Source organism: Clostridium collagenovorans DSM 3089 (assembly GCF_900130005.1).
Taxonomy (GTDB): domain Bacteria; phylum Bacillota; class Clostridia; order Clostridiales; family Clostridiaceae; genus Clostridium_D; species Clostridium_D collagenovorans.
The window spans coordinates 181,351-194,275 of the sequence record NZ_FQXP01000006.1 but is presented as its reverse complement, the minus strand read 5'-3'; the positions used below and the strand labels follow the sequence as shown (position 1 = coordinate 194,275).

Genomic DNA, 12,925 nt, shown 5'->3' with positions numbered 1-12,925 from the left:
TTTTTAATATCATTTCATACTTATCCATACCCACATTTTATGAAAACAAACTTATTTTATAACGAACATCAAATACATCAATGATTTGTTGTAATAATTTTATCATAATATATTTTTCCTAGTAAAGAATATTCATTATATTTATCTTAACTTTAATTATTAAATAAGTAATATCCTTAAAACTTATTCCCTACAACATGATTTGTTTCACATTAAAACTCCTCAAAAATATACCCTTCTACTTTAATACACATGGTACTGTATATAAAATAGAAGGGCATTAGTTTTATATTTTATTGAAAATATTTGTATTTATTTTTCTAAGCTCTTTTCTTCTTTTCTATTGCTAAGTAAACTACCCCTGATACAGCTACTATAGCTAATAATGAAATTGCTATTTTAACAAATCCATCAGTACCTATTCCACCAGTAGTTGGTAGAGATATACCAGAATAGTTCTTAATTTGAACATTGAATAATACATTATTATCTTTCATTGTAACAGGACTAACTATACTACCAGCTTCATTGCCATTAGTAACAGCTATTGTTGCAGCTCCTGTATAATTATTTCCAGCATCTTTAGTTGCTGTAATTGTTACTTTAACTGGTGCTTTTAATAATGAGTATCCTGCTGGAGCTTTTACTTCATGAATAAAGTAATCACCATCTTTTAATCCTGTAACTGCAACTTCACCTTTTCCATTAGTTGTTAAGTTTCCTGATAATATTACAACTTCTCCAGCTGCATTATAAGTGTACTTACCTAAAACATTTCCAGTATTAATATCTGCAGAATCTGTTATTTTAAATTCTGCACCTTCTAAGTCCTTAGTGATATTATTTGCATCAACTTTCTTTAATCCTAATCCCCAAGTATAAGTAGTAACTTTACTATTTAACTCTTTAACACTGCCTTCAACATTAGGGTTATTAGTATATTCTAATTTAACATTATTTACGTTACCCACATTTGCATTAGTTTTAATAAGTGCTTTTTCATTCAACCTTGCTTGATAGCTTAATATAATCTCAGCCAATGAATAAGCTTTTATTTTCTCATAATTAAAAGTTATCTCTATAGTAGTTGTCTCGTCAGCATTCATAGTTTTCTTTACTACATAGTGTTTATTAGCTGCATCAGGATCACCATCAAGTGCACCTTGTAATATTTCAGACCCTATTTTTATAGTAATTCCTGTTGCTTCATCATAAGTTAGACCCTTGCTCATTGTATCTGTAAACTTATATTTGACTTTTGTTAAATTGCTTGAATACCTTGGTACTAAGGATTTTACTTCATACTTTATAGTATCCCCTATATTAGCAGATGATGTATCCACTCTATTAGATCCTTCAACTATCTTCTTTGATAGAATTTGGTCATTGTCTTTTGGATACAGCGTTACATCATATTGCCATGCATCTCCTGAAACTGCTGGTACAGAAGTTATCATAGGTGTTGAAACAACAACTGATCCGCCTGATGTTCCTGATGATTCTAATACTAAATAATATCCAAAATCCACTTCTGTTTTTACTGAACTTGAAATAATCATATTAGCAACTAAAGATTTTTCTATTACAAATTTGTGTAAATTTTCTCCAAATACCTTCATTTGATCTGCAGTTAAATTTTTTATTCCATCTACAGTATAATTTCCATAATCTACATTTCCAAAGAAATCCGAAAACTCAGGTGTTACCGAATAATCATAACATTGGGCACTAGCATTTTGATTAGCATTTAATACTTTATATGCCTTAAATTCAGCTCCATCTTTAGTTATAGTTAAACTCCCCTTAGTTGGTGCATCTGGTGCAATTGGTGGTGTAGCAAATGCCATTATAGACATCATGCTTACCATTAGCATTACTGTTGATAAGAACACACTAATCTTCTTTAATGATTTTTTCCCCATTTTTCATAACCATCCTTTTTTAAAATTAAAATATAATATATAAACATTGCCATTGAAACTAGCAAAAGTAAGCCTATTGATACTTTGTAAATATTATTTACTCCACTTCCACCTGTCCCTGGAAGTATAAACCCTTTTTCATTTTCAACCTTAAGTTGATATAAATTTAAACTTGTATCCTTACTTAAAGAAACATTTACACCATCTTCTCCAATCTTGTAGTAACTTTGATTTACGGAAATATGAATATAAATATCCTTTCCTTTTTTATAACCACTTGGTGATTTAGTTTCTTTTAGAATATAATCACCACATTCTAAATTACCAATTGTAAAAGATGAGTCAGCATCTGCAACACTCAACTTACTACTCCCTGCATCATTTCTCTCATATTTTTTACTTACACTCGAGTAAGTAAATTTTAATGGTACTGTAGGATTAGTAGCTGAAGCTAATTCAAACTCTGCTCCTTTTAATAAATTCCCACTACCCTTTTCTACCTTAGTAATTTTAAAATCTACAGATTTGGGATCATTAAACTTTTCAACTTGTAAGTCTGTAGTTTGTCCTATTGCTATAGTAAAGTTAAGCGGTGTAGAATCTAATTTATATCCAGCAGGAGCCTGTGTCTCTATGAATTTATAATTACCTGGTGCTAAATTATCTACTCGTATTTGTCCACTTCCATCTGTTGTTAGTCCAGTTTTTATATCTACCCCTGCACTATCCTGTAACTTAAAGATTGCTCCCTGAAGTACATTGTTAGTTTGAGAATCCTTCTTTGTCAATACTACACTTCCTGGAATTGCAGTGTTAGTTTTTTCTATTGTAAGTGGTACCGTTTGACCTATAATTATATTAAAGACAAGTGGTGTCGTGTCTATTTTATATCCATCAGGTGCCTTTGTCTCTATAAATTTGTAACTACCTGGTGCTAAATTGTCCACTCTTATTTGTCCATTAATATCCGTGGTAAGCCCTACTTGTATATCCTTTCCAGTACTATCCTGTACTTTAAAAACCGCCCCCTTAAGCGGACTCTTACTTTGAGAATCCTTCTTGGTTAATATTACACTTCCAGGAATTGCAACATTTAACTTTTCTACTTGTAACGCTGCTGTTTGTCCCGAAGTTATTGTAAAATTAATTGGCGTATTGTCTAACTTATATCCAGTAGGAGCTTGCGTCTCTATGAATTTATAAGAACCCAAAGGTAAATTATCAACTCTTATCTGTCCATTTATATCTGTTGTAATACCAGTTTTTATATCCACCCCTGTACTATCTTGTAATTTAAATACAGCTCCACTAAGTACGCCTTTACTCTGTGAGTCTTTCTTGTTTAAAATTACACCACCTGTTTCTATTGGTTTAATAATATTGTCTGATCCTACTTCAAAAGGTTCCTCAAGCTTTGTATCGCTAAGTTCAGCTCTTATTAAGCTTTGATATTTCTTTGTTGCCTCTCCCCCTCGGGAGTGTTTATAAAAATAAAACTTTAACTCACTAAACTTATAGTTAAATCTTAACTTAAAGCTGGTATCTGGCTGGGTTTTAGATTCAATATAGAATTCCGTACGGAACGCTATAGGCTTTCCATCTAAAACTTCTCCTGTACCCCATTTCTTAACTGTCATATTGCTAGGCAAATTAGTTATTATTACTTCACCTTCAACATTATCAGTACTATCTATTATTAGCCTATCAGTTGAATAGTAACTTCCTTTATTAGTAAACTTAAGATTTCCTACAAGCTTTAAATTTACTTGTTGGAACTTGTTTGTTTCTGCCAACTTTAAAAGTTCATTATAGTACAATGCTTCATAGTAGTTTCCGTCAGGACTATATGGATCTAATTCCCTATAATCCTTAAAGGTAATTGCCCATATAAGTTCTTGTGTAACCTTCATAAATTGACCATCTGTTAAATAATCATAATATCTGCTCATTAAATCTGTTGCATTTAATGGATATCCATATTTTAAAACCGTTGCAATTTTCTGCTTAGCCACCTCACCATATTCATCAGTAAGTGGATCATTCGAATTTAAATAGCCTTCTTGCCTAGTGTAATAAACTTTATATTGAGAATCGAAGTTTTCTGGGTACTTCAGTGTTTGATTGTAACAATACGATATCTTTTCTGAACCAACACCAGGATCCTCAATATAAATACATGGCTCTCTATCTAATTCTTTAATATATGCCCTGTACTCTTCTCCAGCAGCTGATACACTGGTGAAAATATTTATCATAAGTGAAATCATATAAAAAATAACAAATATAAAACTTACCCTCTTTAACCGTTTTCTCATATTACCTCCTAATCAATTAAATGTAACCGTTTTAACATAACTAAAAAAATAATTTACACTTTAAATCTATACATTTTTGTATATTTTCCTTATTTTATATTGAAGTATTTATAAAATTGCATAATAAATAAACAGTATAAACTAACTTTTTTAATTTAAAGTTAAATCAAAATTTCGCTTTAACCTATAACTATGGGTAAAGCCATAAATTGACTACGTATCTTATACCGATATTATTTTTATAATACTCAACTCAAAATAACTTATAATATCTTTACTTGACTATTCAATTTTCTATTTTATTTAATATATTGATATAGGGTCTGTTACTAATTTCTTTACTATAAATTTAAAATAGTATACTTGCTCAATAAACAAATTAATTTCACTTACTTAAAGTGTGATTTTAATCTATATAATTTACAATAAGGAGTCTTCTTAATATTCAAATTTACTCCTTGACTATTTAGTATATATTCTAATAGATATTCCTTATTATATTTAAAGTTATCCCTCATATAGACTAGAGATAACTGCTCATAAAACTATTAAACGTCAATTAGAACTTATACACATAAAGAAACAAGCCTTTATTAAAGCCCTATATGCAAAACCCTGTTATATATTTCTTATATAACTATATACCTTCGTAATTTTTATTTGAAAATTATTTATTAATGCTTCTATTGATTTTTTATGATACTTTCGTTTGCTTTTGAAATGTCTTTAGTAGTTTTTCTCATTCGTTATTTAATAAAATACTATTTGTTAACAGTATTCACACTCGTGTTCATAATATATTCATACTTTACACTAATATGGTAACATATTTATTTTATTACTGTCAATACAATATTATTCTTTTTTTCATATTTTTTAATTACTATATTAATTATTTTTATTATCAAATGAATTAAAATTCATTTGATTGCACGTTTATGATAAAATTTGTCCTTTGTAACTATGTTTTTTACATTTTCACATCATTGTTCGACATTCGACAACTTATATATGTATATTTTTTTACTATCCTTATATACATTTTTTACATTATTAAACATTAATCGCTATTTAAGTTTTATTATATACACCTAAAATTCACTTAACAAAAACTACACTGTTCAATTTCAAATTTATAATTTTTATTCAATTAACTTCAAACTATTTTTTTATATAGTAAGACTCAATAATACAATAACTCTACTAGTTAAACCTATATATAATTTTTATATTAATAACTTTTCCCAAATTGTATAAGCTTAAGTTTTTCTGTTACCCACAACTCATCTCATGGTTTTTCAATTCTAATAAAATTTGGATATCAATGAAATTTCACTTCTCCCTATTTCTTATATTTTATAATTTGTACATCATAAAAAGATTTATATATAAAATAAAAAAGACTAGCCTAAAGTGATTTATATCACTCTAAACTAGTCTTTGAATAAGTATTATTTTACGTATTCTGCACCTTTTGCTAAAGCTGCTTTATTTACTTCAAAGAATTTTTCTTTACCATGAGCTCTTAAAGCTTCTATTAAAACTTCCATAGGTACTATTTTAGTCTTTTCAACTAAAGCTCCTAATAAAACCATGTTAGCGATTTTAGAGCTACCTATTTTAGCAGCCTCTTCTTGAGCTGGTATTCTTATAACTTCGATATCATCTCTAGTTAATTCTCTGTCGATTAAGTTACTATCAATTATAACTAATCCACCAGATACTATATGCTCTTCAAATTTGTCTAAAGATGGTCTATTCATTACAACTAAAGTCTTTGGATCTGTAACTATTGGTGAACCAACTAAATCATCACTTATAATTACAGAACAGTTTGCAGTACCTCCACGCATTTCTGGACCATATGATGGTAGCCATGAAACGTTCATGTTAGCGTCCATTCCTGCATATGCTAAGAATTTTCCCATAGATAAGATACCTTGTCCACCGAAACCTGCAAATATAATTTCTTGTGAAGCCATATTATTTCCCCTCCTCAGTTGTGTCTTTCTTTACTCCTAAAGGATAGAATGGTATCATATTTTCTCTTAACCAATTCATAGACTCTACAGGAGATAATCCCCAGTTAGTTGGACATATAGAAAGAACTTCTATCATTGAGAAACCTTTTCCTTCTAATTGATTTTGGAAAGCTTTCTTTATAGCTTTTTTAGCTTTGTTTATGTTAGGAACTGTATCAACAGATACTCTCTCAACATAACAAGCACCATCTAAAGTAGATATCATTTCAGATACTCTAATTGGATGTCCTTGTGATTTAACATCTCTTCCATATGGAGAAGTTTCTGTAACTTGTCCTGGTAAAGTTGTTGGAGCCATTTGTCCACCTGTCATACCATATATACAGTTGTTAACGAAAATACTTACTATATTTTCTCCTCTTGTAGCAGCATGTACTATTTCTGCAGTACCTATAGCAGCTAAATCTCCATCACCTTGGTAAGTGAAAACTGTAGCATCTGGTTTTACTCTCTTTATACCTGTTGCAACTGCTGGCGCTCTTCCGTGAGCTGCTTCAAACATATCGCAAGCAAAGTAGTCATAACATAAAACTGAACATCCAACTGGAGCTACCCCAATTGCTTTATCTACTAAATCTAACTCTTCTAAAACCTCTGCTACTAATCTATGAATTGTACCATGTGTACATCCTGGACAGTAGTGAGTTGGCACGTCTAACATTGCTTTTGTAGGTTGGAATACTATTGACATTATTTTGTACCTCCTACGATTTCTCTTACTTTATTTAAAATTTCATCTGGGTGAGGTACCATACCACCAGTTCTTCCATAGAAGTGTACAGGAGTTCTTCCCTCAACTGATAATCTAACGTCTTCAACCATTTGTCCGCAACTCATTTCAACAGCTAAGTATCCATTTTTAGATGAAGCTATTGTTGAATTAAATGCTTCTAATGGGAATGGCCAAATTGTAATAGGTCTGATTAAACCTAATTTTATTCCTTCTTTTGCAGCCATATTAACAACATTCTTACAAATTCTTGATGTTGTTCCGTATGCAACCATGATTAAATCACATTCTCCATCACAGTTGAATAACTCATATTTAGTTTCATTCTTCTTAATCTCATCATATTTTGCTTGTAACTTGTAGTTGTGTTTTTCACACTCTTCTGGTTTTAAGAATAATGAGTTTATAACATTGTGAGTTTTTCTTCCATTTAAGCCATTAGATGCCCAACACTTTTCTGGAAGCTCTCTTGCAACTCTTTCTTTAAATTCAACTGGTTCCATCATTTGACCTAACATACCATCTCCCATAACCATACAAGGAGTTCTGTATATATCAGCTACATCAAATGCTTCTTGAATTAAGTCAACCATTTCTTGAATTGAAGCTGGTGCATAAACTGGCATATTGAAATCACCGTGTGCTCCACCTTTAGTTGCTTGGAAGTAATCAGATTGAGCTGGTTGAATGCCACCTAAACCTGGGCCTCCTCTAACTATATTTATAATTACACATGGAAGCTCTGCTCCTGCTATGTAAGATATTCCTTCTGCTTTTAAGCTTATTCCAGGAGAACTTGAAGATGTCATACATCTAACCCCTGTACCTGCTGCTCCATAAACCATGTTTATAGCTGCAACTTCACTTTCTGCTTGTAAAAATACTTTGCCTATTTTAGGCATTTTTTTAGCCATATATGCTGCAACTTCTGTTTGTGGTGTTATTGGATAACCAAAAAACGCTTCACAATTAGCTCTAATAGCAGCTTCTGCTATAGCTTCGTTACCCTTCATCAAAACTTTTTCTGCCATTTTAGTTTACCTCCCCTATTATTTTTCAACTGTAATAACTAAATCTGGACAAATTTTTCCGCAAGAAGCACATCCTATACAGTCAGCCATTTTATCCTCTGTAACTGTTGCTGGATGATATCCTTTTAAGTTTAGCTTTTCTGAGAAAGTTATTATCTTCTTTGGGCATGCAACTGCACAGTGTCCGCAGCCTTTGCATCTTTCTTCTCTAAAAGTAACCTTTGCCATTTATACTCCCCCCATTATGTTAAGATTGCGTCGATAACCAATTAAGCCTTAGTATTTATATAATAAATATAGAATTGTATTCTATATTTAAATAAGCTTTATTCTCTTACTATTTGTACTTTCTCCAAGGTGGCATCATAAAAATATGTATCGGAAAAGTTTCACCTTTAACCTTACCCTTTACTTCATCTAAGATATCCTCAGTACAAACTGTGTATTTATGTGGAATGTTTAGCGATTTACTTAAATTACTAACATATTCATCACCTTCAATTATATGTTCTGAAGTTGTTTCATATGATAAATTCGTATTAGATATTAAGTTATTAATGGCTAAACGAGATTTTGCTTGAATTGAGTAAATATATTCATTAACCCCTTCATCATCAGATGTAAATGGTCTTAGCATATTTATCACAAAATTCATATCATAATCTTCTTCTCTAAAAAATCTATTATACTGACCTAAAGCTACTGCACCTATATCATCTCCACCTACATCAATGACAACTTCATAACTTTTATCATTAAATATAGCCATGACCTCTGGTGGTACAACCATAAGTTCTGCATTAACCCAATCTGGATTAGATGATATAACTCTTATGCCTAGTTCAGTTAACTCACTTTTTAAATCTCTAACACAAAAATAAGGATTTACAATATCTAAATCAACTATAGCTACTTTTTTCCCTTGTTTTGCAAGATTTATAGCATAATTTATAGCTATCTCTGTCTTACCACTTCCAAAATGTCCTGTGAAAATATTTATTCTAGCCATAATATTCACCACCCTTTTATTAAATAATTCTGCATAATTATACAGGATTATACACGAATTTCTTCTTATACTGAAAAACGTTTCACTTCCATGAAAAGTTTTACGTTTCCACTTATAATATACCATACTTCTAAACAAAGTTTAATAAATATATCGAAATATTTTCAATTTTTAAAATAAATATTTTTTTTGATATTTCAAACGTCTTTAGCTCTTTATAACTGCATTAAAACCTTCATTTTACAAGCTATAACTTTAATCTTTTAAAGTTTAAATTCAAAAATCGATGCAAAACCTCTTCTCTTTGTCTCCTTTTAATATGACCTCATATAATTCTCCATACTAGTAAAAATCATGTGAAATAAATCTTAGAAAAAATACTTGTTTAAAAGTAAATGACCCTTATAGCCTTTAGGTTTATCATATATAATAGGATTTACTAAGCAACCCTTCTCTTAAAGTTATGATTGATTCTAATACTTAATGCCTTCTTATTAAAATACTACTTAAACAGCTTACAAAAATATTTCACCACACTGAAAAAAGTCGTGATTTTTAAAAAACTAATTCTCTCCTAGAATTTCTTCATGAAATGCTAGAATACTTTCCTTAAGTTTCCTTATATCACAACTCCATAATATAAAATTATCTACAATACTTTTAACTTCTTCTCTATAATCATATAGTTTCTATAGGGCTTTACCTTAATATATACTTCCTTATATAATTCTAAATGTATACTTCGTATACTCCTTATATAGTCTCTCTTATTAGTTCACAAACTTTATATTTCTTTATAATCTTTACTGGTATACTAATTGATAAAATTATAATAAAGCTTAAAACTAAAAGCGAAATTATGGATGTTACCAAAAGCAATTTCACATCAAACTTCTCTAGTCCATTAAAAGAATTAATAATAAAGTATAGTGCTCCTCCACTTAAGACACCAAGTCCTCCTCCTACAAAACCATATACCATGCCTTCAAACTTAACCATATTTATAATTTGCTTATTACTCATTCCTGCAGACATTAAATATGCAAGCTCCTTTTTTCTAAGCATAATAGTACTGATTATGTTATTGAATATATTTAGAAATGCCGTCATTGAAAAAAATATTATTATACCATACATTGCTATCTGCTTTTGTAATATATAATATTTCCACGTTTCCTTTTTTTCTTTCAAGTTCGTATAGCTTAACCCCTTTCTACTATCTGCAAGGCTTTTTAGTTTCTTTTCTATAATCATATAATCTCTATTTGACTTTGCTTTAACATATACTTCTTTATAGTTTTTATACCAATCAAGTTCTCTAAATAACTCTTCTGTACATATAATAACTAAGGGTTGATTATACTCCCGTTTACTGTCTATAGTTTGTGGCATTTTCTTAAGTTTCCCCATAACCTTGACCTTTTGAAAACTCTCTCTATTTACTGAGGAAACCTCTATTTGATCTCCAATATATAGGTTAGTTAAAATCTTTTCCTTAATATGGCCATTCTCAACTATCATAATTCCATGTTCTTTTAAAATAGTTTCATAGTCACAGGTTCCATACATCAATAAGTCCTTATATTGATCAACATTATCTTTATTAAAAATCTCTAAATCTACTCCTTGTATTAAATACTTCTTCTTACCATCCTGAACTTTAGTAGACATTATATTCTCCTCACGTTCCTTATTCATATACTCTTCATTTATCAATATATTGGCAGTTTGTTTCACTATGCCATATACTTCTTTTACCTCAGGAAGCATTCTTAAATCCTCTACTACCTCTTGTGATATGCTTTCCATAGTAGATTTAATTATATAATCATAATCCCCACTATTTTCAGTGAGTTCATTTTTAATATCATATTTAGATAATGGATATACATTCATAAATAGTGCAATACTTATTATTATAAAGTAAATAATAGTTGAATGCTTATTTTTATCTCTCGATATATTCTTATAGGCTATACTTGCCTCAATGCCTAAATACTTCATTAAAAAGCTATTTTTCTTCTCACTATAATTGAATTCATCTCTATTTGCTACTGTGTTAATATTTTCTATAGAAGAGCTATTTACAACAACCTTCATCAACCTTTTTATAGCAATTAATGTACATGTTACTTCACAGCTTACACTAAAAGCTATTATCCTTAAATGTTGAAATATACTTAAGGATACATCTAGTTTATTTTTAATAAATAAATAAATAAAATATATCAATATATTTCCTACACAAGCAGCTATTAGAGAAATTATAATTCCCTCTTTTCTTACTATCCGTTCTATTTGTTTAGGGGTTGCACCTATCCCCTTTAAAAGTCCATACTGATTAATTCTTTCATCAACTGTCATATTGAATGCATTATTTATAAGAATAAGATTTACAATCATAAGTATTATAACTATATAATTTCCAGTTACATAAATGACCTTATCCTTTGGTGTTTTACCTACGCCATCAAATAACTTTACAAGCCTGTAGTTTATTTCTATATTGTCTTCTAAAGCTTCTTCTCCATTCTTATCTTCACTAACTATTTTAATTCCTAGATTAGAGCCCATACTTTTCAGAAAGTCTAAGGCTTTTACATTTCTCTTCTCTAGTCCACCAATCTTAAAATATATTTCATATAATTTTTTCATATTATCATAGTCTTTAATTTGAATCTCTACATCTTCTATTCCCTTATAGCATAGTAATTCATCTTTTAGTTCTTCATTTACCCTTTTTATTCGTACATGATAATCTCCAAAAATCTCTCTGGTCTTATTAACTTCACTTTCTCTCAATATATTTACTGTCATTAATACCACTGAAATTAGCATTGAAAATATACATATTGAAATAAAAGTATATATAAATTTCTCTTTCTGTAACTTTATATATCTATAGGATATCTGCATATAATTTTTCATTACATTTATCCTCACTACTCAATAACCTTCCATCATCCATATATAAAGTCCTATCTCCCTTAGTCGCTAACTTAGTATCATGAGTTATCATAATTAAGGTTTGGTTATATTTCTTTATAGAGTAAAGCAAAAGTTCTATTACCTCCTTTGCATTTCTACTATCTAAATTCCCTGTAGGTTCATCTGCTAATATTATAGCTGGCCTATTTATTAAAGCTCTTGCAATTGCAACTCTTTGTTGTTCTCCACCTGATAACTGATTGGGATAAGAATTAACTTTATTATTAAGCCTTAATACATTGACTATCTCTTCAAAGTAGCTTTCATTAACTCTATTACCATCTAATAATACCGGCATTTTTATATTTTCTTCTACGGTCATAACTGGTATAAGGTTGAATTTTTGAAATATAAATCCTATATTACGTCTTCTAAATATAGCTAAATCTTCTTCATTAAAGGTTGCTATATTAATATCATTTATGTAAACCGATCCCGAATCTGTACTATCCATGCCTCCTAAAATATGAAGAAAGGTACTCTTACCTGAGCCACTTGGCCCTATAATAGTAATAAACTCTCCTTTTTTAACATTTAATGAAACATTATCTACTGCTCTTACATAATATTCGCCATTCTTATACTTCTTAATGATATTCTCAGCTTTTAATATATTCATACTTTCTCCTTAGTGAGAGAGTGCATTATAAGTACCAAGCTCCCACTAAATCCTCCTTTCTTATTATTAACTTTTTAGTGTCTAATAAGTTATTTTTCAACAAACATAAGGTAGACTAACTAATATAATACTAGCTAATCTACCTTATATCTGTTTAGGTGTGAAGAGTAACACAACTTTGATATGTGATATCTATTTTTCGGTAGGGAACCTTAAAACTATTAACCTTCTATAACTATATAATACCCCTACCTTCTTACAACTGTATG

Annotated in this window: 9 protein-coding genes; all 9 read right to left on the bottom strand. The window is 29.8% G+C overall.

Annotation, left to right across the window (positions count from 1 at the left end; genetic code table 11):
• Window positions 1-320: 320 nt before the first annotated feature.
• The 9 genes from BUA48_RS09085 to BUA48_RS09045 all read right to left on the bottom strand — a co-directional run bounded on the left by BUA48_RS09085 (window position 321) and on the right by BUA48_RS09045 (window position 12,656).
• Window positions 321-1,922: a SpaH/EbpB family LPXTG-anchored major pilin gene (locus BUA48_RS09085; RefSeq protein ID WP_072831742.1), complete on the bottom strand. Its 1,602-nt coding sequence runs from the start codon at window positions 1,920-1,922 to the stop codon at window positions 321-323.
• A complete protein-coding gene (locus BUA48_RS09080) occupies window positions 1,904-4,237 on the bottom strand; it encodes a SpaA isopeptide-forming pilin-related protein (RefSeq protein WP_072831741.1) in 2,334 nt (777 codons plus the stop codon). The genes BUA48_RS09085 and BUA48_RS09080 overlap by 19 nt, the downstream gene beginning before the upstream one ends.
• A 1,451-nt stretch (window positions 4,238-5,688) precedes the next feature.
• Entirely contained in the window at window positions 5,689-6,219 is a 531-nt protein-coding gene (locus tag BUA48_RS09075; protein WP_072831740.1) for a 2-oxoacid:acceptor oxidoreductase family protein, read from the bottom strand.
• Window position 6,220: 1 nt separating this feature from the next.
• A complete protein-coding gene (locus BUA48_RS09070) occupies window positions 6,221-6,970 on the bottom strand; it encodes a thiamine pyrophosphate-dependent enzyme (protein ID WP_072831739.1) in 750 nt (249 codons plus the stop codon).
• Window positions 6,970-8,040, bottom strand: coding sequence for a 3-methyl-2-oxobutanoate dehydrogenase subunit VorB (locus BUA48_RS09065; RefSeq protein ID WP_072831738.1), 1,071 nt, complete (start codon window positions 8,038-8,040; stop codon window positions 6,970-6,972). The genes BUA48_RS09070 and BUA48_RS09065 overlap by 1 nt, the downstream gene beginning before the upstream one ends.
• 18 nt (window positions 8,041-8,058) lie before the next feature.
• Window positions 8,059-8,268, bottom strand: coding sequence for a 4Fe-4S dicluster domain-containing protein (locus BUA48_RS09060; RefSeq protein WP_072831737.1), 210 nt, complete (start codon window positions 8,266-8,268; stop codon window positions 8,059-8,061).
• Between the two features lie 109 nt (window positions 8,269-8,377).
• Window positions 8,378-9,049, bottom strand: a complete 672-nt coding sequence (locus BUA48_RS09055) for a nucleotide-binding protein (RefSeq protein WP_072831736.1) — start codon at window positions 9,047-9,049, stop codon at window positions 8,378-8,380.
• 753 nt (window positions 9,050-9,802) lie between these two features.
• Complete coding sequence (locus tag BUA48_RS09050; protein WP_072831735.1) at window positions 9,803-11,977, bottom strand: ABC transporter permease; 2,175 nt, start codon at window positions 11,975-11,977, stop codon at window positions 9,803-9,805.
• A complete protein-coding gene (locus BUA48_RS09045) occupies window positions 11,949-12,656 on the bottom strand; it encodes an ABC transporter ATP-binding protein (RefSeq protein ID WP_072831734.1) in 708 nt (235 codons plus the stop codon). The genes BUA48_RS09050 and BUA48_RS09045 overlap by 29 nt, the downstream gene beginning before the upstream one ends.
• Window positions 12,657-12,925: the final 269 nt, after the last annotated feature.

Bases quoted from the DNA above. Each gene is read 5' to 3' on its own strand.
- BUA48_RS09085 (WP_072831742.1), bottom strand. From the start codon at position 1,922: ATGGGGAAAAAATCATTAAAGAAGATTAGTGTGTTCTTATCAACAGTA.
- BUA48_RS09080 (WP_072831741.1), bottom strand. From the start codon at position 4,237: ATGAGAAAACGGTTAAAGAGGGTAAGTTTTATATTTGTTATTTTTTAT.
- BUA48_RS09075 (WP_072831740.1), bottom strand. From the start codon at position 6,219: ATGGCTTCACAAGAAATTATATTTGCAGGTTTCGGTGGACAAGGTATC.
- BUA48_RS09070 (WP_072831739.1), bottom strand. From the start codon at position 6,970: ATGTCAATAGTATTCCAACCTACAAAAGCAATGTTAGACGTGCCAACT.
- BUA48_RS09065 (WP_072831738.1), bottom strand. From the start codon at position 8,040: ATGGCAGAAAAAGTTTTGATGAAGGGTAACGAAGCTATAGCAGAAGCT.
- BUA48_RS09060 (WP_072831737.1), bottom strand. From the start codon at position 8,268: ATGGCAAAGGTTACTTTTAGAGAAGAAAGATGCAAAGGCTGCGGACAC.
- BUA48_RS09055 (WP_072831736.1), bottom strand. From the start codon at position 9,049: ATGGCTAGAATAAATATTTTCACAGGACATTTTGGAAGTGGTAAGACA.
- BUA48_RS09050 (WP_072831735.1), bottom strand. From the start codon at position 11,977: ATGAAAAATTATATGCAGATATCCTATAGATATATAAAGTTACAGAAA.
- BUA48_RS09045 (WP_072831734.1), bottom strand. From the start codon at position 12,656: ATGAATATATTAAAAGCTGAGAATATCATTAAGAAGTATAAGAATGGC.